The organism is Xylanimonas ulmi (assembly GCF_004216535.1).
Classification (GTDB): Bacteria; Actinomycetota; Actinomycetes; order Actinomycetales; family Cellulomonadaceae; genus Xylanimonas; species Xylanimonas ulmi.
The window spans coordinates 877,437-897,510 of record NZ_SGWX01000001.1 but is presented as its reverse complement, the minus strand read 5'-3'; the positions used below and the strand labels follow the sequence as shown (position 1 = coordinate 897,510).

At 70.0% G+C, this 20,074-nt stretch carries 22 protein-coding genes and 1 tRNA gene; 10 read left to right on the top strand and 13 right to left on the bottom strand.

Annotated elements, in window-relative coordinates; translation table 11 throughout:
• Window positions 1-68 precede the first annotated feature (68 nt).
• The 4 genes from EV386_RS04020 (at window position 69) to EV386_RS04005 (ending at window position 2,415) form a co-directional block, all read left to right on the top strand.
• Window positions 69-152: transfer RNA gene (locus EV386_RS04020), tRNA-Leu, on the top strand.
• Between the two features lie 837 nt (window positions 153-989).
• Complete coding sequence (locus EV386_RS04015; RefSeq protein ID WP_130412552.1) at window positions 990-1,328, top strand: carboxymuconolactone decarboxylase family protein; 339 nt, start codon at window positions 990-992, stop codon at window positions 1,326-1,328.
• Window positions 1,329-1,402: 74 nt separating this feature from the next.
• A complete protein-coding gene (locus tag EV386_RS04010; RefSeq protein WP_207216466.1) occupies window positions 1,403-2,185 on the top strand; it encodes a DUF2975 domain-containing protein in 783 nt (260 codons plus the stop codon).
• 2 nt (window positions 2,186-2,187) lie between these two features.
• Window positions 2,188-2,415 carry a helix-turn-helix domain-containing protein gene (locus EV386_RS04005; RefSeq protein ID WP_242607822.1) on the top strand — a complete coding sequence of 76 codons (228 nt, stop codon included), beginning with the start codon at window positions 2,188-2,190 and terminating at the stop codon, window positions 2,413-2,415.
• A gap of 283 nt (window positions 2,416-2,698) precedes the next feature.
• On the opposite strand, the gene EV386_RS18465 is transcribed toward EV386_RS04005, so the two are convergent.
• Together EV386_RS18465 and EV386_RS18460 are read right to left on the bottom strand one after the other, a co-directional pair.
• Window positions 2,699-3,037 carry a hypothetical protein gene (locus EV386_RS18465; protein ID WP_207216465.1) on the bottom strand — a complete coding sequence of 113 codons (339 nt, stop codon included), beginning with the start codon at window positions 3,035-3,037 and terminating at the stop codon, window positions 2,699-2,701.
• Between the two features lie 87 nt (window positions 3,038-3,124).
• Window positions 3,125-3,331, bottom strand: a complete 207-nt coding sequence (locus EV386_RS18460) for a hypothetical protein (protein ID WP_207216464.1) — start codon at window positions 3,329-3,331, stop codon at window positions 3,125-3,127.
• Window positions 3,332-3,655: 324 nt separating this feature from the next.
• On the opposite strand from EV386_RS18460, the gene EV386_RS03995 reads away from it, so the two are divergent.
• Window positions 3,656-4,693, top strand: coding sequence for a hypothetical protein (locus tag EV386_RS03995; protein ID WP_130412550.1), 1,038 nt, complete (start codon window positions 3,656-3,658; stop codon window positions 4,691-4,693).
• Between the two features lie 177 nt (window positions 4,694-4,870).
• Here the strand turns inward: EV386_RS03995 and EV386_RS03990 are convergent, their stop codons facing one another.
• The 7 genes from EV386_RS03990 to EV386_RS03960 form a co-directional block, all read right to left on the bottom strand.
• Window positions 4,871-5,161 (bottom strand): ATP-binding protein, encoded by a 291-nt coding sequence (locus EV386_RS03990; protein WP_130412548.1) that lies wholly within the window; start codon window positions 5,159-5,161, stop codon window positions 4,871-4,873.
• Window positions 5,162-5,267: 106 nt separating this feature from the next.
• Window positions 5,268-5,861 (bottom strand): hypothetical protein, encoded by a 594-nt coding sequence (locus tag EV386_RS03985; protein WP_130412546.1) that lies wholly within the window; start codon window positions 5,859-5,861, stop codon window positions 5,268-5,270.
• The gene (locus EV386_RS03980) at window positions 5,861-6,745 is read right to left on the bottom strand and encodes a hypothetical protein (protein ID WP_130412544.1); all 885 of its coding nucleotides are present in this window, start codon (window positions 6,743-6,745) and stop codon (window positions 5,861-5,863) included. Before EV386_RS03980 ends, EV386_RS03985 begins: the two co-directional genes overlap by 1 nt.
• Complete coding sequence (locus EV386_RS03975; RefSeq protein WP_130412542.1) at window positions 6,742-7,611, bottom strand: ABC transporter ATP-binding protein; 870 nt, start codon at window positions 7,609-7,611, stop codon at window positions 6,742-6,744. The genes EV386_RS03980 and EV386_RS03975 overlap by 4 nt, the downstream gene beginning before the upstream one ends.
• A complete protein-coding gene (locus tag EV386_RS03970; RefSeq protein WP_130412540.1) occupies window positions 7,608-8,453 on the bottom strand; it encodes a cupin domain-containing protein in 846 nt (281 codons plus the stop codon). Before EV386_RS03970 ends, EV386_RS03975 begins: the two co-directional genes overlap by 4 nt.
• Entirely contained in the window at window positions 8,450-9,031 is a 582-nt protein-coding gene (locus EV386_RS03965; protein ID WP_130412538.1) for an RNA polymerase sigma factor, read from the bottom strand. The genes EV386_RS03970 and EV386_RS03965 overlap by 4 nt, the downstream gene beginning before the upstream one ends.
• A 251-nt stretch (window positions 9,032-9,282) precedes the next feature.
• Entirely contained in the window at window positions 9,283-10,206 is a 924-nt protein-coding gene (locus EV386_RS03960; protein ID WP_130412536.1) for an oxidoreductase, read from the bottom strand.
• A gap of 101 nt (window positions 10,207-10,307) precedes the next feature.
• On the opposite strand from EV386_RS03960, the gene EV386_RS03955 reads away from it, so the two are divergent.
• Window positions 10,308-11,198 carry a helix-turn-helix transcriptional regulator gene (locus EV386_RS03955; protein ID WP_130412534.1) on the top strand — a complete coding sequence of 297 codons (891 nt, stop codon included), beginning with the start codon at window positions 10,308-10,310 and terminating at the stop codon, window positions 11,196-11,198.
• 70 nt (window positions 11,199-11,268) lie between these two features.
• On the opposite strand, the gene EV386_RS03950 is transcribed toward EV386_RS03955, so the two are convergent.
• On the bottom strand, window positions 11,269-12,021 hold the full coding sequence (locus EV386_RS03950) for an IS630 family transposase (protein ID WP_165399834.1): 753 nt from the start codon (window positions 12,019-12,021) through the stop codon (window positions 11,269-11,271).
• A 174-nt stretch (window positions 12,022-12,195) separates the two neighbouring features.
• Here EV386_RS03950 and EV386_RS03945 point away from each other — a divergent pair, with 174 nt between their 5' ends.
• Window positions 12,196-13,317, top strand: a complete 1,122-nt coding sequence (locus EV386_RS03945) for an ISAs1 family transposase (RefSeq protein ID WP_207216463.1) — start codon at window positions 12,196-12,198, stop codon at window positions 13,315-13,317.
• Window positions 13,318-13,337: 20 nt separating this feature from the next.
• Here the strand turns inward: EV386_RS03945 and EV386_RS18955 are convergent, their stop codons facing one another.
• Complete coding sequence (locus EV386_RS18955; protein ID WP_423218992.1) at window positions 13,338-13,616, bottom strand: helix-turn-helix domain-containing protein; 279 nt, start codon at window positions 13,614-13,616, stop codon at window positions 13,338-13,340.
• Window positions 13,617-13,921: 305 nt separating this feature from the next.
• Between EV386_RS18955 and EV386_RS03935 the strand changes: the two genes are divergently transcribed.
• Together EV386_RS03935 and EV386_RS03930 are read left to right on the top strand one after the other, a co-directional pair.
• Entirely contained in the window at window positions 13,922-15,526 is a 1,605-nt protein-coding gene (locus EV386_RS03935; protein WP_165399833.1) for an ABC transporter ATP-binding protein, read from the top strand.
• Between the two features lie 168 nt (window positions 15,527-15,694).
• Window positions 15,695-16,030: a transposase family protein gene (locus EV386_RS03930; RefSeq protein WP_130412526.1), complete on the top strand. Its 336-nt coding sequence runs from the start codon at window positions 15,695-15,697 to the stop codon at window positions 16,028-16,030.
• 81 nt (window positions 16,031-16,111) lie between these two features.
• Here EV386_RS03930 and EV386_RS03925 read toward each other — a convergent pair whose 3' ends face one another.
• Complete coding sequence (locus tag EV386_RS03925; RefSeq protein WP_130412524.1) at window positions 16,112-18,289, bottom strand: ABC transporter permease; 2,178 nt, start codon at window positions 18,287-18,289, stop codon at window positions 16,112-16,114.
• 116 nt (window positions 18,290-18,405) lie between these two features.
• Here EV386_RS03925 and EV386_RS03920 point away from each other — a divergent pair, with 116 nt between their 5' ends.
• Window positions 18,406-19,065 carry a TetR/AcrR family transcriptional regulator gene (locus tag EV386_RS03920; RefSeq protein ID WP_130412522.1) on the top strand — a complete coding sequence of 220 codons (660 nt, stop codon included), beginning with the start codon at window positions 18,406-18,408 and terminating at the stop codon, window positions 19,063-19,065.
• A 12-nt stretch (window positions 19,066-19,077) separates the two neighbouring features.
• Here the strand turns inward: EV386_RS03920 and EV386_RS03915 are convergent, their stop codons facing one another.
• A complete protein-coding gene (locus EV386_RS03915) occupies window positions 19,078-19,890 on the bottom strand; it encodes an SDR family oxidoreductase (RefSeq protein ID WP_207216462.1) in 813 nt (270 codons plus the stop codon).
• Between the last annotated feature and the right edge of the window lie 184 nt (window positions 19,891-20,074).

Sequence of the window (20,074 nt, the reverse complement as noted above, 5' to 3'; positions counted from 1 at the left end):
GGCCTCGCCGCGACCGTGCTATGTTTCTCCCCGCACCGAGACGGCGGGAACGCCCGATCGGGTCACCTGTCCGGGTGGCGGAATGGCAGACGCGCTAGCTTGAGGTGCTAGTGCCCGTATAGGGCGTGGGGGTTCAAGTCCCCCTCCGGACACCGCTTTGACCAGCGGAAACGCTGGATTTCGGATCCTGCGGGAACACGCCGCGGGAAACAAGAGGGTTCACGAACCAGGCAAAACGCACCTCCTCGCTCGAAGCGAAGAGGTGCGCTTTCTGTTTGCGGAACGCGCCTACCGGCCGCGCACCCGGCGCCGCTGTGACCGTCCGGTGCGGCGCAGGGGCCGACAGAACTCAGGTCGATCCCGCTCCCCGGCACGACGACGGCTGCGTCGACGGGTTTGAAGGTCTGCTCGCGGGACAGGTCGACGCGGTGGTCGTCGTAGCGGGGCGAGGCGCCGACGATGTGGTGCGGGAACTCGTGGCGGTTCTTGCGGCACCAGTCCAGCGACTTGCCGAGCCGGAGCGAGAACCACTCCGCGTCGCCCCGATCAACCGCGCGATCATCGTCGAGGCGTTCGCGACAGCGTTGACTTCCGTCGATCGCACGGACACGGGATCGGTCGCGGACCCCCAGAGGTCCGCAACTGGACTCGCCTTCCCGGCGTCTACATAGTCGCTCGACTCTTGACGGCCAACCCGCATGCCACTGCCTGGACAGTCGCGCGACGTTGGTCGCGCTGGTCTGCGGCTCGCTGCTCGTGCCGTCAAAGCACAGCAAGAACGTGCGCCCAGCCGCGCACGCTCCTTTCAAGCCCGGTGAAGCCCGGCCCAGCAGGGCGATGCAGCCAGCGCGCCGGACGGGCCGAGCGACGGCCTCCGCCTCATGTCTTGCAATTCGAGACACGGCCACCCGCGGGCCAGGACGGCCGAATGCCCGGGGCTACGGTGCGACCAGCCCGGGCGCCGGTCCGGCCACTGTCGAAGGAGCACCATGTCGTACGAGCCCGAGGTCGACGCCACCTACGCGAAGGTCTACCAGGACGAGACACCTGACATCCTCCAGGCGTTCTCCGCGTTCGGTGCGACTGTCTTCGCCCCGGAGGGACGCGCCATCCCGTTGAGGTACCGCGAGCTCATCGCCGTCGGGGTCGCGATCGCCAGCCAGTGCGAGCCCTGCATCGACCACCACAGCAACGCCGCTACCGACGCCGGTGCGACCAGCAACGAGCTCGCCGAGGCGGCGTGGGTCGCCTCGATGCTGCGGGCTGGCGGCGCGTTCGCGCACGGCCGCCTCGCCTTCAAGTACGCGGGCGCTCACTCGCACGCCTGAGGTCGCCGAAGCCTCGGCTCGCCGCCCCCTCTTTCATATCGATTGTCGTTGTGTCATGCTCCCGGCAGAGCACAATGACAATCGATTGGGAGACGGCGATGGTGCGGGAGCAGATCGAGGAGTCGCGACCGGTCCGACGCTCGGCCTGGATCAGCGTGACCGCGCTGCACGGCCTGCTGCTCGCCGCGACGGTCTGGGTGCTGGCGTTCAATCTCTGGGGTTCGCTGGGTCCGTCCTACGCCGACGTCGTGCGCGTGCCGTGGAACTCCCCCGTCGCCTCGGTGCAGGTCGTCCCAGGCCCCGGCCTGGGCGACCGGGTCGCGGCCGTCCAGGCGGACCCCGCGCAGCAGGCGGATCAGGAGCGCCACGGCGGAACCGGCCTGAACCTGTTCCCCTGGTCCGACGACTCTGCGACCGGCACCACCGACGCCTTCACCGGCCGGCCGCCGGTCGAGTGGGGGTTCGCAGACCCGCGGATGACCTTGTGGGGACCACGCGGCATCGACCAGGCCAGTCTCGCGGCGCCCGTCTTCGCGTGGGGCGTGCTGGCTCTCGTGGTCCTGTGGCTGCTGTGGCGCCTGGTGGGCTCGGTCGCCACCGACGACGTCTTCACGCGAGCCAACGTGCGCCGGGTCGCCCTCATCGGTGTGCTCGTGGCGGCCGGCGGGAGCGTGCTCCAACTCGGGGAGTTCTGGCTCGACGCCGGGATCGTCGCGCGCTCGGCGGCCAATGGGATTCTGCAAGCCACGTTCAGCTTCTCGCTCATGCCCCTGTGGGTCGGTTTCGTGTTCCTCACGCTGGCCGAGGTGTTCCGTCAAGGCGTGCTGCTGCGCGACGACGTCGCCGGGCTGGTGTGACGGTGGGAGACGACGCCGCGCACCGCGTCCACGCACGGCTCGACGTGCTCCTGGCCGAGCGCGGGATGACACTGGTCGACCTGTCAGAGAAGGTCGGCCTGAGCGTGGTCAACCTCTCGGTGCTCAAGAACGACCGCGCCAAGGCGATCCGGTTCTCCACCCTGACGGCGATCTGCGACGCGCTCGACTGCACCGTCGGCGACCTGCTCGAGATCCGCGGCGGGCCGTAGAGGCTATCCACGTTCTCACGCGCCGTGGCGTGAACTCTGAGACTTCGCTAAGGATTCGAGCGTCCGGGCAGAGGGCCGCACTGGCGACCTCAACAACGGACGCGATGCGCCCAACCTCCCCTCCTGCCGTCCTCGTGGTTGATGACGACCCCGCCGTCCGTTCGGTGCTCCGCGACGGGCTGGCTCGTCACGGCCTGGCGGTCAGGGCGGTCCGTTCGGCCGAGCAGGCCCTGGAGCGAGGGGCCGCAGCGGCACCGGACTGACCCTGAGTTGCCAGTCGAAATCAGCGATTGGGTCGCGACGCCATCACGGCGTTGAGCGTCGAGCGAGCCGCGACCCAGGCACCGGCGCCGGGGTAGACCCAGGCGGCAAGTTCGACGGCGACCTTCCAGTCGTTCGTCAGGTCGCGGCCGTGAATCGGCTCATGGTGCGCAGCACGGTTGCGGACCAGATGGAGCGAGACGAGCCGTCGCTCGACCTCACGCCGACGGACGCCCAGGTCTGCCGGCCCGTACTGGAACGCGGCCGCCAGCGCGCGGACCCACAGCGTGGTCAGGCACCGCTGGGCAGCGAGATCGCGCCAGAACCCGAGCGTCAGCTCGGCGACCACCTTGCCGTGCACCTCCGGGACGCGGCCGTATGACGTCGCTCGCTCTCGGGCCTTCGAGATGTCTCGCGCCCCACGGGCGTCGGATGACGGCGGCGTCAATCACGGTCCCTGCGAACGGCCTCGTGCCCAGGCCACGAGGCCGGCGTCCATCGCGTTGCGGACGATGACCTCGACCGTGCCCGACGTCACGAGGACCGCTCCCGCAGCGTCGACGTTCCAGTCATACAGACGCAGCGCCGCCGAAGCGTCGCCGTCGTTGGCCGCAAGGTATGACCGAATCCGCTCCGTAGTCAGGAGGTCGCGCAACGTCTCGTCACTCCAGCGATGCTCGACAGCGCGCCCCGTGGTTCACACCCACGACCTCCCACGTAGACTCGTCCATGAAGACCCCGGAACGATCACTGGCCTCGGCCACATCGCCGGGGGTACGCCTTTCCCGGGCAAGTCGTCCGCGCGACAGCCTCGGGTCTCCGAGCAGCGGATCCACTCCGCCAGCCGGCCGGCCGGCCCGCCAAACGGCCTGCCCGCACAGCCACATGGTTCCGCCTGCGCGAGCCGTCGGGCGCCGCTCGCGCAGGGAATGCGACACCCCGACGGACTGCCTGGCGACCGCCGCTTATCCTCGACGGCATGCCCTCCTGGCCCACGCTCCTGCGTGCCGACGCGTTCGCCGCGATGCTCAACTTCGAGATTGCGGACCACCCGGTCTACGACGGCATCGAGTTGCAGTGGTTCGACGACGACGTCCACGGCACGGGGATGCTCGTCTTCCTCGGCCGCAGCGATACCCACCTGATCGACTACTACGTCCAGCCCGGGCTGCGGCTCGACCGGGCTGGCTACCAGATCGGTGCGGGCATGGGCGCGTGGATCGAGACGGAGTTCGCCGATGCGTTCCTCGAGATCGCCGACGACGGCGTACGGGCATCAGCCCGGTTCACCGATGTCGACGGCCGGGCCATCGAGGTGCTGGTCGACGACCGCAACGGCCGCCGTCGACGGCGCGCCGGGCTGCTGGCACCCGTGAGCTCCGCGATCAAGGACCCCAAGTCCTTGTTCATCGTGTGGCTGCCCAGCTTCGACCTGGTCCGCACCAGCGGGCGCCCGCCCGTGCTGCGCGTCGACGGCGCCGACGTGACGGTGGGCAAACTCCCGGGCGAGCGGCTGCACGGTCGTCACCTGATCAAGTACGCGGCGCCCATCGTGACGATCGAGGTTCTTCCCGACGCCCGACCAGGTGCCCTACCGCCGTTCTCCAGCCCGCGGGAGGGCGTCGTCGAGACGACTGCCGCCGGTGCCACCGCGCGACTCGCGTTCGACCCGCCGCTCCCGGACCTCGCCGCACTGCCGGACGGCGACCGGCAAGATGGCTCATGGTCCATCACCGCCTCCGGCCAGCGGCTGACCGGCGGACGCTGGTTCGCCGGGCGCGACGGCGACCACGTGCAGGCCGGGCTTGACGTCACGGAGCAGTGGCGGCCGCGCGGCCTACCCCTTCTCATGCGGCTCGTGACCACCGTCGTCCCCCTCTTCCGCCGGTGGCCGACGACGTACCGCTGGCGGGCGTCACTAGACCTCCGCGAGCCCGCTGCAAGCGAGGCAACGGACGGCTGGACGCGGATCGGCGACGCGACCGGCGACAGCTACCGCAAGGCGACTGGAAGCTAGCCCAGGCGCCGCAGTTGCGGCGCCAACCGCCACCTCAAGAGGCCATCACCTGGTCCTCCGGCCGGTGTGAGCGTCAACCGCTAACCAACCGCCCCCACGGTGTCCGGCCGCCACGGCGACACAGATCGGCGCGGCGCGCGGCGGGCACGCTGCGACGAGCGTGCATCCGGGCACTGGCTAGCGCGCCTGGACTCGCACGCCACCTTCTCGGGCGGTCAGGATCAGGTCGGCCTCGTGTGCCGCGGTGATGGAGGCTACGATCGCGAGGCCCAAGCCACGGTTGCCCAGATCCTCTGAGCGAGTCCGTCCCCGAGCGCGCATGAACGGCTCGGTGAAGGTTGAGACTCGCGCCTGTTCGAGGATTTCTCCCGTGTTCGCGACCTCGATGAACGCGCGGGTGTCGTCAATGCCGGTGGTGACCCAGATCGTGCCGTTGTTGTGGTTGTACTGGATCGCGAGCGGCCCCATCCATTCTCTCAATCCCGGGCGGGCCGCGCCGCCATCGCAGGCGCCACAGTCCGCGCAGGACCCACCGGCCGCCTGGACCCCAGCCGCCGGCGGGGCGTTCGAGCCGCTACCTGACTGAGCCCCGCCCGTCCCGGACCAGCACCACCGCCAGCACAGTCGCGGCCCCGAGGCCAGCGGCCACCCACCCGGCCGCGGACGCTGCCCAGCCCTGGTCGGCGAACGGGAACACGGGCGCCGACGCCTCGAAGGGCCGCACCAGCGCCCAGGCCGAGGTGAGAGGCACGACGACGACCGCCCAGCGCCCGCCCGGCGTCGCCTCGCCGCCGACGCGCCGCCACGTCGTCCACGCGACCGCGACCGCTGCGGCGCCGCCGCCCTGCAGCAGCACGTACCCCGGGTGCCCGAACAGCCCGTCCCGGGCAAACCACACGCCCGTGGCCCAGGCCGCGAGCAGCACCGCGACCCCCGCCGACCGCGCCGCGGTGCGCCACGCGATCCCCCGCGGCGTCACGTCGACGACGGCGGCGGCAGGCTCGTCGAGGCACCAGCCCACGGCGGCCGCCAGCAGCCCGACCGCTACGCCCTCGAGCGGCCACAACGTCCACGGCCGCCACCGCACCAGTGCGAGCAGGCCGGCCACGCCCACCGCGGCTACCGCGACGAGCACCCACGGCACGGCCCGCCCGGCATGGCGCAGCATCAGAACGACAGCCCCGACACCGGGTTGTGCACGGCCTCGGGCAGACCGAGCGCCATGGTCGCGACCAGCGCGACCACCGCGACGGCGACCGTCGCGAGCAGCACCGGCCGCAACCGCGACCGGTCGCTCTCGGCGTCGTGCCACATGGCCACCACCACGCACAGCGCGCACAGCGCGAGCTGGTAGACGATCCACGCGAACGGCGAGCCCGGCAGGGCGACCCACGACGTCGAGCCGGTTCCCGTGGAGCCCCAGCTCAGCGGCCCGTACCAGTACACCCAGGGCCAGACCACGTGCCAGCGCCAGGTCGCCTCGAAGTTGCCCTGCAGCAGGATCGTGACCAGCACGACGGCGACGGCGGCGATCGCCGTGACGCCCCGCTGCGGCAGCCAGCGCGTGACCACGAGCCCGAGCAGCGGCCCGCCGATCGCGGGCACGACCCCGAGGGCGGCCATGACGGCGACCACGTGCGCGGTGCTCACCGGCCCGAACGGCACGGCGGCCGCGCTGGGCGGGCGCACGGCGAGCATGACCATCGCGGCCGCGAACCACGCCAGCGCGGCGGCGAGCGGCACGACGACGGCGGCCGCGAGCGCGAGCGTCCGCGTGCGCTCGGGCACGGCCACCGCGCCGGCGGCCGCGGCGGCACGGTCGGAGCGTCGCACGAGCCCCGCCATGACGATCATCCCGACCACGCCGAGCAGCGCGGCGGGCACGATCACGGTCATCGTCGACGAGGTCCCGTCGTCGGTGAAGAAGGACTGCACAGTGGACGCGGCGGCGAGCGCGAGGCCCGCGAGGAACAGCCACGAGGTGGCGTAGTGCCGAATCTCCCGGCGGGCCAGCGTGCCGAGGACCGGGGTGCTGGTGAGCGTGGTGCTCATGCGTTGGCTCCTTCGCTCGCGCCACGGTGCGCTCTCGCGGCGCGCAGCAGCAGGTAGGCGTCCTCAACCGTCGGGTCGACGGCGGTGGCGGTGGTGTCTGGCGTGCCCCCGACGGAGCGGACCAGCCCGGTCCCGGTCTTCCAGGCGCCGGCGGCTCCCGCGCTCGGCGTCGGGCCCTGGTGGACGCGGCCGGTCGCGACGGCGAGCAGCTCGGCGACGGTGCCGTCGAACTGCGCGCGCCCGGCGTCGAGCACGATGACGCGGTCGCACAAGGCCGAGACGTCCTCGGTCTGGTGCGTGGAGATCAGGACGGTGCAGCGCAGGGCGGAGAGGATGCCGCGCAGGGAAGCCCGCTGCTCGGGGTCGAGTCCGGTGGTCGGCTCGTCGAGGATGAGCAGGTCCGGGTCGCCGACGAGCGCCTGCGCGATCGCGAGTCGGCGCCGCTGCCCGCCGGACAGCGCGCGGATCCGCGTGGTGGCGCGCTCGCCGAGCCCGACCAGGTCGAGCACGCGCCGCACCTCCCGGTGCCGGACGGCGGTGTCCCGCCACTCCTTGAGCACGGCGATGTAGTCGACGAACCCGGCCGCCGTCATGCCGCGCGGGAAGACGACCTCCTGCGGCAGGTAGCCGATCACGCGACGGGCGGCGGTGCGCTCGGCGTGGGAGCCGGTGACGTCGTGACCGGCGACGGTGATGGTCCCGCTCGTCGGCGCCAGTGCGCTCGACAGCAGCCGCAGCATGGTCGTCTTGCCGGCGCCGTTCGGGCCGAGCAACCCGATCACGCCCGTGCCAAGGGTCAACGTCGTCGGGTGGAGGGCCATGGTGCGCCCGTACCTCTTGGAGACGTCACGCAGGGTAGCGGTCATCGGGGTGCTCCCATCGCTCGCAGGGTGGTGGTGGCGCGGACGAGGACGGCGCCGAGTGCGAGCGCGGCGAGGGCGAACCCCGCCTGCGCGGACGCGCTGGAGACGGCGCCGAGGCGCCCAGCCCCGTCGACGGCGGTGACAGCCACCGCCCAGCCCGCCGCGACGACGCCGCAGGCCCACCTCGCCGGCAGTCGTGTCAGCAGCACCAGCGCGGCCCCGGAAAGGCACAGCGCAGGCAGCAGCCACACCCAGGCGAGCGCGTGCAGGGCGGGGACGACGACGCCGACGACGACAGTGGCCGGGATCGCGATCGCGAGCGTCGCCGTGGTGCGCAGCAGGGCGAGCCGGAGCTTGGAGAACGGCGTGGGGCCGGTCAGCTCGCGCAGCGGGTCGGTCGCTTCGAACGCGGCGGCCACGGCCAGCAGGGGCACGAGCGGCGCCAGCAGCAGGTACGCGAGCTCCGTGCGGGCGACGTGCGCGGCGGCGACCGCGCTGAGCACCGCGCCGCCGACCGCCAGCGCCCACGGCAGCCGCAGGTCGCCTGCGGCCGCGAGGACGACGGCCGCGTCGTCCGGCACGCCCAGGCGGCGCAGCCAGCGCAGGTGCGCGGGCGGGCGGGGCGCGCTGATCCGGGCGTGGACCGCCTCCCAGACCCGGGCGTAGCCGCCCGTCATCGAGTCGTCGGTCGTCGGGTCGCCGACGCCGAGCGCGACGGTGCGCGCGGTGTCTCGGCACCCGGCGCAGGCGATCACATGCGTCTCGACGGCGGCCTGGGCCGCGAGGTCGAGGCGGCCTGCGGCGTACGCCTGCCAGGTCGCGCGGTCCACGTGCCACGTGCTCATGTCCATCCCTCCGTCGCGCGGTCCGCTGCGGCGCCGGCCAGCAACTGGGCCCGCATCCGTACCTTGGCGAGCCGAACCCGGCTCTTGACGGTGCCCGCCGGGATCCCCAACAGGCGGGCCGCCTCCCGGGTGGTGAGCCCGTCGACGACGGTCGCCTGAATCGCCTGCCGCAGCTCGGGCGACAGGCCGCGCAGGGCGGCGCCGACATCGCCGTGCTCGACGGCGAGCAGCAGCTCGTCCTCGGCGCTGAGCACCGCAGGGGCCAACGCCGCGGCGATGGCGTCGCTCACGGGCGGCGGGCCGCCGCGCACCCGCAGGCGAGACACGAGGCGGCGGATCGCGATGCCCCACAACCACGCGCCCACGTCGCCGTCGCCCCGGTACCGGCCGGCGGAGCGCCAGACGGCCACGAACGTGTCCTGCAGCGCGCTGGCCGCGAGCTCCTCGTCCGAGGTGCGGCGCCTCAGGCGCAGCGCAAGCCAGGCCCAGTGCCGCTCGACTAGCTCACGCAGCGCGCGCTCGTCGCCGGCCGCGACCTGCGCCAGCAGGTCGGCGTCGCTCGGCGCGGGTGTGTCCATGCTCACACTGTCGCGCTTCGGAGGCTGGACGGATCACGTGCGGGCTATCTCGGGCGGGTGATCCTCGGCCCCGGTCTGCCGGGACGGGTCGGCCTGAAGCCGCAGGCCCGCGAGCAGCAGGTCGAGCCCGGCGGTCTAGGAGACCTCCGGCGCCGGCCCGTGCGCCGTCGAGCGTCATCTCGACGCCGTCGTCTCCCGCGCCACCTGCCTCCCCGTACCTCGGGACGGATTCTCCGTGTCGGCCTCGTCCGTCACAGGTAGACGACGCCGGTCAACGCTTCCGCAACGCGCCAGAGCCGTCGCCCGACGCCGGGATCCTGCGCCTCCTGCGAGGCGTTCACGCGGGTGACCTGGCCCCGGCGTTCGCCGCGGCCGCCCGGCCCGAAGAAGTCGCCTCCGCTGACGCCAGACGCCGTCGCCGCGTGCAACTGGTTCAGGGCGCCCTGCTCGGTCGGCTGCGTCGCGACCGCGGAGAAGATCCGGCCCAGGAGGCGTGCCGCCGGAGCGCGGTCCTGCCACGCATGCTCGATGAAGCGGGAGCGCGAGATCCCGGGGTGAGCGATCGTGCTGATGACCGGGGAGCCGGCCGCGCGAAGGCGACGGTCGAGCTCGATGCCGAAGGCCGTCGTGGCGAGCTTGGACGCCCCGTACGCCCGGATCGCGTCGAAGCGTCTCTCCGACTGGAGGTCGTCGAAGTCGAGGTGCGCGCGCCGGTGCATGATCGAGCTGAGCGAGACGACGCGCGGCGCGCGACCTCGGGTGATCGCGTCGAGCAGCAGCCCGGTGAGCGCGAAGTGGCCGAGCATGTTGGTGCCGAGGTGGAACTCGAAGCCGTCGACGGTGCTCCGGCGACCGGCGAGGTTCTCCGCGCCCGCGTTGTTCACGAGCAGGTCGACGGCGTCGTGCTCGGAGGTGATCTGCGACGCGAAGACTCGGACCGAGGCGAGCGAGGCGACGTCCAAAGCCCGCACGGTGAGCCGCGCCCCGGGGACCTGTGCGCGAATCTCTGTGGCGGCGGCCTCGCCGGAGGCGGGCCTGCGGACGGCGAGGATCACGTGGGCGCCATGCCGGGCGAGCTCGGTGGCCGTGACGAGACCGAGTCCCGAGCTCGCGCCCGTCACGATGGCGGTGCGTCCGCCCTGGTCCGGAATGTCTGACGAGGTCCAGTGGGTCATGTGCGGCACGCTACGAAGAACCCGCGCCATCTGGGTCGTCCTGGTTTTCCCCGGTCTGCCAGGACGACCCAGGTTCGGTCTCGGCGCGCGACACTGGGGACATGACCACCACATCGTGGCCCGCCCGCGAGCTCGGCCTCTTTCTGCGGTCTCGCCGTGAGCGGACGACTCCGGCGCAGATCGGGCTCGAACCCGGCGGGAGACGCCGGGTCGCCGGGCTGCGGCGCGAGGAGGTGGCCGCCCTCGCCGGCTTGAGCGCCGACTACTACCAGCGGCTGGAGCAGGGCCGCAACGCCCGCCCCTCGGACGCGATCCTCGACTCGATCGCCGAAGCCCTCGACCTCGACGACGCCGAGCGCTCACACCTGATGCGCCTCGCCCAGGCTGCGCGCCACCCGCCGGCCACGCCGCGCCGGCGCCACACCCACGTCCCGAGGAACGCCCGCGCCCTGCTGGAAGCGACCCGGCTCCCCGCGTTCATCATCAGCCCGCACCTGGACGTCCTCGCGTGGAACTCCCTGGCCGCCGAGCTGCTCGGCGACCCCGCGGACGTGCCGCCCGCGCAGCGAAACGTCCTGCTCACGCTCTTTGCGGACGACGCGCAGCTGCGCTTCGCCGACTGCCGCGCCATGGCGATCGAGTACGTCGGGATGCTCCGGTCCGCAATCGCCGACGACCCCGAACACCCTCGCGCCATCGCCGTCGTCGGTGCGCTGTCGGTCCGCAGCGCCGAGTTCCGCACCCTGTGGGCACGCCACGACGTCCGCGACCGCGTCGAAGGCGGCAAGACAATCCGTCACCCCCGCATCGGCGCCATCGACGTCGAGTGGGACGCCTACGGCGTCCCCGGCGGAGCCAACCTGATCGTGATGACCCCCAGGCCGGGCCACGAAGACCGCCTACGACTCCTGTCCGTTCTCCCAGCGGCGGAGCCCACCACCGCGGCGGCTCCCCTCAGCGTCGACCACGGACAGCGAGGTCAGGCCAGGTAGTCGCTCGCCGGCACGCGGTCCGCGACGGCGTTGATCGTGGCACTACTAAGCAGTGCGTTGGTTTGTCGACTCAGGCGGGGTTGTCGGCGGCGGTGATGTAGGCGAGGTCGGGGTCGGCGAAGAAGCCGCGGACGGTGGCGGGGAGTTTCTGCAGGCGGCGTACTGCGCCGATGGCCATGGAGCGCAGGTCGTGCTTCGAGGTGGCGGCGACGCGGCCGATGCGGGCGGACTTGACGTTCTGCCAGACCCATTCGTCGGGGTTCAGGTGCGGGGAGTAGGCGGGCAGCGTGTAGATCGTGAACCGCCCGTCCGTGGTCTCTATCCAGGCTTGGACGGCCTTGGACTTGTGGATGCGGTGCCCGTCGACGATCAACACCACGGGGCGGTCGGTGTCGGCGAGCAGCTGCTTGCAGAACTCGATGAACTTGGTCGAGTCCATCGTGCCTTCGATGATCTTGAACCGCAGGAGCCCTTGGGCGGTGATCGCGGAGATCATGTTCACCGAGTACCGGTCCCCGGATGCACCGACCACCGGGGTCTTGCCCACCGGCGCCCACGTCGTGCCCGCGTGGTGGTCCGCGCGGATCGAGGCCTCGTCACCGAAGTAGACCACCGCACCCTTGGCCTTCGCCTCCGCGGCGATGGCCGGGTAGATCGTGGTCTTCCACGCCTCCTGCGCCTCAGGGTCCGCCTTCCACGACCGCCACAAGGGTCGCTGCGGGCTCAACCCCAGCCGGCGCAACAAACTGCCCACCGTGGTGACGTGCATCCTGATCCCGAACTCCTTGCGGATCTCCTGACGCACCAGATCACGGGTCCACAACCCGAAATCGAACCGGTAGTCCTGCCGCCAGGGGCCCGGCAAAGTCGCCGGTAGCGGGCTGATGGGCGTGTGACCTGCGTCTTTGCAGGTGGACGTGGGTGCGTGGGCGTGCCCCGTCCGGGTTGGATCGGTAGTTCCTACACAGCCGTCCGACCGAGGGAACACGCCCACGCGATGTCATCGTCTCCTGTCCCAGCGTCGTCGTCCAAGCATGTCTCGCGGCAGGCGCTGCTGTTGGAGATGCTCGCCGGGGTGGTCGACCCTCGTGACCCGCGCGGGCGTCGGCACACCGTGGCGGCGCTCCTCGCGGTCGCGGTCGGGGCGGTGCTGACCGGGGCGCGCGGGTTCACCGCGATCGCGCAGTGGGCCAAGGACGCCGGCCCGGCCCGACTGGCCGTGCTCGGGATGCGCAAGGTAGCGGACGAGTCGACGTTCCGGCGCGTGTTCGCCCGCCTGGACGCCGACGGGTTGGACCAGACGCTCGGTGCATGGGCCGTGACCCGGGTCCGGACGGTCGGCGGGCGCAGGGTTCTCGCGATCGACGGGAAGGCGGTCCGCGGTGCACGCAAGCGCGGGGCGGCCGTCTCGTTCCTCGTCGCGGCACTCGAGCACACCACCGGTGTTGTGGCCGGGCAGGTCGGCATCGACGACAAGAGTTCGGAGATCACCGCGGCACGCACACTGATCGAACGGTTGGACCTGGACGGCGCCGTCGTGACCATGGACGCCCTCCACGCCCAGCGGGAGACCGCCGCGAAGATCCGCGCCGCGGGAGCCGACTTCGTCTTGGCAGTCAAGGGCAACCAGAAGACGTTGCACACCCGGCTCAAAGCGCTGCCCTGGAAAGACGTCCCGGCCTGGACCACCACCCAGCGCGGGCACGGGCGTCGCGCGACCCGCACGATCAAGGTCCTCCAGGCACCCGCCTGGATCGAGTTCGAAGGCACCGTCCAGGTCGCTCAACTCCGCCGCACCGTCACCGTCAAGGGCAAGAAGAGCGTCGAGGTCGTCTACGTCATCACCTCCGCCGACGTCACCGCCGCAGACCCGGCCACCCTGGCCGCGTGGATCCAGGGCCACTGGGCGGTGGAGAACAAGTTGCACTGGGTACGGGACGTGACGTTCGACGAGGACCGCTCCGCGGCCGCGGCCGGGGCGACCCCGCAGGTCATGGCCTCCATCAGGAACACCGTCATCGCCATCCTGCGCACCACCGGATGGACCAACGTCGCCCACGCCCTACGACATCACGCCCGCGACCTCGACAGACCCATCCGAGCCATCCTCACAGCATGACAACACCGCAGGTCGCAGCCCTACAGAACCGACAATGCCGGAGCCCTGGTCCTGCCGCGGACTCTTCCCCACCACGATCGCCCGCACCCGCGCCTGCTGCTCCGCGGTGAGCTTCGGCGCCTTCCCCGGGGCACGCTGGCGATCAACGCCTCACGGCCACCCGCCCGCTCAGCAGCCAACCACGGGTACACCGACTTACGATGCAACCCCAACGACAAGGCCACATCCTCCGGATGATGCCCCTCGCGCACCGCCGCCACCGCCCTCAGGCGAACCTCTTCCTTCGTCGCCTTCGACATCTTCCGGCCATCATTCTCACGCACCAGACCATTATGCCGGAGTTACCCAATCAACGCACCTGTTAGTATTTGTGTAGGGACGCTTCTGGGCGCACTCTTTGTAGTGAACGGAATTGTTCCGCCCTTGATAGCACATCTCCTTTATAACACCGTTGTTACCATCTCGCATGATCAGGATAGGACCTGACCACCTTGGCTAGGAGGAGAAGGGACTTACCGTGGAAACACTGACTGATAGCCAGTTCCCCGACTTGGGTCCCCAAGCTCGCGCCCGTGAACTATGGTCCTTCCTGGAGCCGCATCGTTTGAAGATTTTCGCCGGAGTCGCGCTTTCTGCTATCGGAGCCGGCATATCTGTGGCGCAACCAATCGCCATGATGCAGATCATAAACGCTGCCTTGCAAGGTGGCGGATTCGCAACCCCGTTAAGCGTCCTGGGCGCATTGCTCCTATCAGACGTAGTCGTCTCAGGTGTGCAATCGTGGGTGCTCCTGCGGGCCGGTGAGCATGTAGTACTGGATGTGCGGAAAAGACTTGTGGGAAACATCCTGTTCTGGAGACTTTCGAGCTATCGCAGGTTTCGCCGCGGGGATCTCATAGCACGAGTCGGCAACGATGCCAGCAATCTCCGATCAATTCTGAGCGATGGCACGATTGAGGCCACAGGAGCAGTCCTCACACTCCTCGGGGCAATTGTGTTGATGGTAATAATTGATCCGGTGCTGTTCTCCACAAGCCTTGCCATCTTCGCGGTCGCCGGGATTATATCCTGGACGTTCCTCTCAAAGATCACAAAAGAAGCCGAAGAAGCCAACCAGTACGTGGGTGCACTATCAGCAGATCTTGATCGGGTCCTCGGCGGCTTCATCACGGTGATCACCTCCGGTATGCAATCTAAAGAGCGAGACCGTCTTGTAACGAGAGCCGAGCAATCATGGCGAGCTGGACTGCGCGCTGCAACCTGGGACGCAATGACTACCCCTGTTCTCCTCTTCGGGGCAAACCTTGCGCTTCTCGTCGTCTTCGGCCTTGGAGGCGTTAGGGTTGCATCCGGCGCACTGGGACTCCCAGAGTTTGTCTCCTTCGTGTTGTACTTCGGCGTCCTCATTCCACCCGTGATCGTCGGGTTTCAAGCAATGACTACCATTCAGCGAGGACTGGGATCTCTTCACCGTATCAACGAGGTTCTCGACGAGCCCGCAGCGGCAGATGCCGTCGAAGATGATTCAGGACCCAACCCCGCCTTCACGCGTGCCCGGCCAGCTAAAGTAGCTGCGCAGAACATTAGCTTTAGCTATCCAGGATCGGAACATCCTGTCCTTAAGGACCTTTCCATGGAGGCCACGCCGGGCGGCATCACTGCGATACTGGGGTCATCAGGAAGTGGGAAGACGACTCTCCTGCACATTCTCTGCGGGCTTGAGGACCCGGAAGCAGGAGAGGTACGTATAGACGGCGCAGTACTCAACCCTGCCTCCGTCAAGGAAACGAACAGCTTCACAGCATTCGTGCAACAAGAAGCTCCGATTTTCTGGGGCACCATTCGCGAAAATCTCACTTATGGTGTTCACCATATTCCGCATGAAGATGACTTGATTGACGTAGTTTCGCTTCTCGGATTGAGCGAGACAATCAGCCGTCTGCCCAACGGACTAGATTCTCACGTTGACGATCACGGCGTAAGCCTCTCCGGAGGAGAGCGACAGCGGATCTCCATTGCAAGGGCACTACTGCGGCGCCCCCGAATGCTGATCCTCGACGAACCGACGGCTCAGGTGGACGCTGCGAATGAGGCCCGCCTGATTTCCGCCCTCAAGAAGCTCTCCTCGCAAATGACGGTAATTCTAAGCACACATCGCTCTACGCTTGCCGACGCAGCTGACCAAACCATAAATATGGAAGGTGATTAAGAATGAACGAATTTAAGTGGTGTGGTTACATGGCGAGCGTCCAGCAACGCGGCTGCGTACCCGACTTCAGCGACGGAAACTTCATACGGAGCGTAGGTTCACCCCGATCGCTGCTCGCACAGTCACGGCACATCGTTGCGTCGGACCTGTGGCGCACCGTAAGCAGTGATGACGGCGCTGGGACAGGTCCCGGACCCGCGCTCGAGGTTCACAGGTGAACCGTTGGCGAGTGTGCTCTCGCTGGTTGTCGCTGCGGGGATCGCTGGCGCGACCCGGGTCACGCTGGTGCTGGACTGGGCGCACGACCAACCCGCGGGCATCGGCCTGGGGTTCGGGTTCTCGCGGGGGTGGACGTCGGCGCGCACGGTCAACCGGGTCCTGGAGAGGGTTGACCACGCCCGGTTCGACGAGATCACCCATGCGTGGCTCGCCGCCCGGGGATCGCGCCGGCGCCGTGCGTCGCTCGCGTGGCCGACGGGCGAACCCGGTTCTTGGACACGCTGATTCCCCGGTAAGGAAGGATCCCTAGCGGGCGCCGCGCCACCCGCTGTGCGGCGCGGCGTCCAAGTCAGCCCGCCCCCCCCGTCAGGCGTCCACGAGGAACCGGGCGGGCGCCTGGTTCGCCGGCCGCCTGAGCAGGCGCCGCTCGATCAGCCCGTTCGCCAGGAGGCCGGCCGCGCCCCACGCGAGGATGACCAGGACGTTCTGCGTCACCCCTGCCCCACCGAGGTAGGTCAGCGAGCGGACGGCGTCGACGCCCGCGGCGAGCGGGAGCACGTCGTGCAGGGCGCGGAACACGTCCGGGACCATGTACAGCGACATGCCGCCACCCGAGGCGGGGACGCCGGCGAGCAGCATCGCCACCACGACGACGGGCACGGCGGCCATCCCGATGCTTCGCGTGAAGACGGAGGTCACCAGGGAGACGGCGAAGATCGTCAGCGCCCCGATGCCGATGAGCGACCACGCGTTGCCGTGAACGGCGTCGATCAGGACGGCGAACAGGAACCACAGCCACACCGACATGCCCACCGCCCAGCCGAGCAGGATCGGCAGATGGCGTCGCATGGTGCGCACCTGCGGCATGCCGCCGCGCAGCACGACGGCGATGAGGAACCCGGCCATGACCCAGGCCATGGCGACGTAGAGGCTGTCGCTGCCCTGGGTGTCGGTGTCGGTCAGCGGCGCGACGTCAACCTGCTCCAGCGCGAGCCCCTGTGCGGCGGTGATCTGCGTGAAGATCTGGCTCACGACCTGCTGCTGGGTCTTGCCTGCGCCGGAGGCGGTCCGCAGTTGCGCGCCCTGGGCGCCGTCGACGCCCGGCAGCACGAACGTGGCGACGACCTCCTGGCTCTCGATCGCCTGGTCGGCGTGTGCGACCGAGTCGAAGGTCCGCAGGTCGACTAGGTCGCCGAGCGACCCCTGCAGTCCGGAGGCCGCCTGGTCCGCCGCCTCGGTGGTGGCGCCGACGACGGCGACGGGCAGGTCGTGCACGTCCGGGGCGTGCATGGAGAAGCCCATGAGCCCGACGACCAGGACCATCATCGTGCCGGGGAACGCCGCGGCGGCGATGTACCGGGTCCGCTTGGACCGCAGGGGCCCGCCGGGCAACGCGGGCAGCGGGGTGTCGGAGTTCTCGAACTTGGAGGCGGCGGGGATGACGTCGCCGTTCTTGCGGTCGAGCACGGCCGACAGCGCGAGCCCGACGACCAGGCCGACGGCGAGGGTGATCAGGTGCGGGGCCAGTCCGACGCCGTCGAAGTACAGGGCCGAGCGCAGCGCCTCACCGGCTGCGGACAACGGCAGGACGTGGTGCAGCGCGCCGAAGAACCCGGGCATGGACTCGACGGGCAGCGCCAGGTTGGACGCCGGCATGCCGAAGACCACGAGCAGGAGCATCCCGAGGAGCACACCGAGCGGGCCCACAGCCTTGGTGAGGAAGAGCTGCATCAAGCCCACGGCGGCCACGGTGAGGGCTCCGATGCCGAGGAACGTCAGGTAGTGCCCGTCCACTCCCCCGACGAGCGGGCCGAGCAGCAGCCAGATCACGGTGGGCACGATCACCGCCCAGCCTGCCAGTACGGGCAGGAAGCGGCGCAGGCGCAACAGGTGCGGGGTGCCCATCATCATGATGCTCAACGGCACGTACCCGGCGAGCATCATGCCCATTGCGGCGAACAGCACGACCGTGCCGGTGGCGTCGCCGTCGGGCAGGGGTGCGACGTCCTCGACCTGGGTCGCCCAGCCGAGTCCCGCGGCGGCGGGCAGCACGAGACTCTGCGCGGTCTGGGACTTGGAGGCCCCGGCCGCGCCCGCGACGTACACCGTGGCGGGCTGGCCCTCGGCGGCGGGGGGCACGATCGCGGCGGCGATCTGCTGCTCGGAGAGCAGGCCGCGCGCCTCGTCGACGGTCGCGACCATGCGCGGCGCGACCTGGTCGTCAGCCACGGCGTCGAGGGCTGCGAAGACGCTCGCCGCGCCCGTCTGGTCGCTGGTCGCGACGACGGCGACGGGCAGGTCGACGACCTGCGGGGCGTGCATCGTGCCCAGGTAGGTCGAGTACATCATCGAGACCATCACGAACGGGAACACCAGGACCCCGACGAGCATCCCGATCCGCGCGCCGCGGCCGCCGCCCGCGCCGCGGGCCGTCCGTCGGGAGCGCTTGGCGGACGGCAGTGTCAGGTCCTGCTCAAGCTCGGCGACGGAGATGTCCGTGTCGGGAGGTTCGGGGGTGTCGATCATGGTGGTCGACGAGTCCATGGCTGGCTCCGTTCGTGTCGTTGCGATCGCAAGCATAAGTCACCCGACTTAAAATGAGTAGCCCCCCTCCGCTCGATAGCCTGGTCGCCTCGCCAGACCCGGGAGCCTTACGCCTGATGACCAGAACCGATGGCCGCACCGCACTGCTCGACGCAGCCGAGCGCCTGTTCGCCGAGCAGGGCATCCCCCAGGTCTCCGACCGCAAGGTCGCCGACGCCGCCGGCCACAAGAACCACTCGGCCGTGGCGTACTACTTCGGCAGCCGCGACGGACTGCTGCGCGCACTCCTGGACCGGCAGACCGCCTCGTTCGAGGAGGCCAGAGAGCGCCTCTTCACGCAGTCCGACTCCCTCCTGGGCGATGTGCGCAGTTTCGTGCTGCCGATGACGCAGACGTTCGCCGCGCTGCCCACCCCCAGTTGGCGAGCCCGCTTCCTGGCCCGCACGCTCGGCGACGCGAACGCGGCGGCACGCGGGCGCGAGGTGCTCGAGTCCACACCGCTCACCCTGAAGATCGGCGCCTCGCTGCTGAGCCGGATGACGCACGTGGACCGGGCTATCGCCGTCGGGCGCGCCCGGCTGATGACCCGGATCATGATCGACACCTGCGCGGACGTCGAGCGCGCCGCCGAGGGCGGAGAGGACCCGCGCTGGGAGGCCGTGGGGCAGTTCCTCGCCGACGCGATCACCGGGATGCTCCAGGCGCCCTCAAGCCAGTCGAGCCACTACCCCGCCATCGACGACCCCTCCGGACCGACCGCCGCCAGCGGTCGCTGACAGAGTCCGCCGTCAGCCGCGCGCCAGGGCGATCACACCGCGCAGGCCAAGGCCGGCCTTGGCGCCGCCGTCGATGAGGATGTCAGTCCCGGTGAGGTAGCCGGCCTTGTCTCCCGCGCAGAAGGCCAGCAGCTCAGCAACCTCCTCGGGTCGGCCGAACCGCTTGAGCGCGGCGAACTCGACCAACTTCCCCGAGCCGCTCTTCTCCTCCAGTCGCCCCATCGAGGTGTCGAAGGTGCCGGGCGACACCGACAGCACTCGCGCCCCCTTCGCCCCGAACGCGGCGGCCATCTTCCGCGTGTACCAGAGCACGAAGTTCTTGGAGACTGAGTACGCGCTACCCGGGCGCCGCGCCTTGGACTCCAACTTGGCCGAGAACGCCTCCGGATCGGTCAGCGCGAGCCGATAGGTGCGCCGTGGCGCCAGCGCCGAGGGCAACATATGGCCGGCGATGGAGGCCACGTTGACCACGGCGAACCCGTCGCCGGCGACCTCAAGGGCCGCGGTGTCGATGTGGACCGTCCCGAGGGCGTTGATCCTCGCGATCATCGCGCCCGAGCCCATCTGTGGGCTGACCCCGGCGGCGTGCACCACGGCGCGCAGTTCGGGGCCGGCCGCAGCGAAGAGTGCGTCCACCGACGCGCGGTCCGTGATGTCGCAGACCTCCGCCTGCGCGTCGACACCGGCCGCCCGCAGGCCGTCCGCCGCCGCGTCGAGTCGTTCGCGGTCGACGTCGGCGATCACCACCTTGTGGTCGCGTCCGAGGATTGCGGCGGTCGCCAAGCCCATCCCGCCAGCGCCGCCGGTGATGATCGCCGTCTGCATGGTGGCCATCCTCCCGGGTCGCGGGCGCGCAGCCACGGCTGAACGCGCTGGCCTGGCGCGCGATGACCGGCCGGTGGAGATGACCGGCGCGGTGTATCAGCGGCGGGGCCGCCCGCCTCTCGACGTTGAGGCGGACGTTCACGCCGCATGGCGAACTTGAGGCTCAGTACCCACCTGGAGTCGA

What these genes read in the sequence shown, in the direction of transcription:
- EV386_RS04010 (WP_207216466.1), top strand. Translation starts at nt 1,403, where the DNA reads ATGACAATCGATTGGGAGACGGCGATGGTGCGGGAGCAGATCGAGGAG.
- EV386_RS03915 (WP_207216462.1), bottom strand. Translation starts at nt 19,890, where the DNA reads ATGCAGACGGCGATCATCACCGGCGGCGCTGGCGGGATGGGCTTGGCG.
- EV386_RS03985 (WP_130412546.1), bottom strand. Translation starts at nt 5,861, where the DNA reads ATGCTGCGCCATGCCGGGCGGGCCGTGCCGTGGGTGCTCGTCGCGGTA.
- EV386_RS03955 (WP_130412534.1), top strand. Translation starts at nt 10,308, where the DNA reads ATGACCACCACATCGTGGCCCGCCCGCGAGCTCGGCCTCTTTCTGCGG.
- EV386_RS03930 (WP_130412526.1), top strand. Translation starts at nt 15,695, where the DNA reads ATGACGGCGCTGGGACAGGTCCCGGACCCGCGCTCGAGGTTCACAGGT.
- EV386_RS03925 (WP_130412524.1), bottom strand. Translation starts at nt 18,289, where the DNA reads ATGGACTCGTCGACCACCATGATCGACACCCCCGAACCTCCCGACACG.
- EV386_RS03945 (WP_207216463.1), top strand. Translation starts at nt 12,196, where the DNA reads ATGTCATCGTCTCCTGTCCCAGCGTCGTCGTCCAAGCATGTCTCGCGG.
- EV386_RS03970 (WP_130412540.1), bottom strand. Translation starts at nt 8,453, where the DNA reads ATGAGCACGTGGCACGTGGACCGCGCGACCTGGCAGGCGTACGCCGCA.
- EV386_RS03980 (WP_130412544.1), bottom strand. Translation starts at nt 6,745, where the DNA reads ATGAGCACCACGCTCACCAGCACCCCGGTCCTCGGCACGCTGGCCCGC.
- EV386_RS18955 (WP_423218992.1), bottom strand. Translation starts at nt 13,616, where the DNA reads ATGTCGAAGGCGACGAAGGAAGAGGTTCGCCTGAGGGCGGTGGCGGCG.
- EV386_RS03960 (WP_130412536.1), bottom strand. Translation starts at nt 10,206, where the DNA reads ATGACCCACTGGACCTCGTCAGACATTCCGGACCAGGGCGGACGCACC.
- EV386_RS03965 (WP_130412538.1), bottom strand. Translation starts at nt 9,031, where the DNA reads ATGGACACACCCGCGCCGAGCGACGCCGACCTGCTGGCGCAGGTCGCG.
- EV386_RS03975 (WP_130412542.1), bottom strand. Translation starts at nt 7,611, where the DNA reads ATGACCGCTACCCTGCGTGACGTCTCCAAGAGGTACGGGCGCACCATG.
- EV386_RS04015 (WP_130412552.1), top strand. Translation starts at nt 990, where the DNA reads ATGTCGTACGAGCCCGAGGTCGACGCCACCTACGCGAAGGTCTACCAG.
- EV386_RS03990 (WP_130412548.1), bottom strand. Translation starts at nt 5,161, where the DNA reads ATGGGGCCGCTCGCGATCCAGTACAACCACAACAACGGCACGATCTGG.
- EV386_RS03920 (WP_130412522.1), top strand. Translation starts at nt 18,406, where the DNA reads ATGACCAGAACCGATGGCCGCACCGCACTGCTCGACGCAGCCGAGCGC.
- EV386_RS03995 (WP_130412550.1), top strand. Translation starts at nt 3,656, where the DNA reads ATGCCCTCCTGGCCCACGCTCCTGCGTGCCGACGCGTTCGCCGCGATG.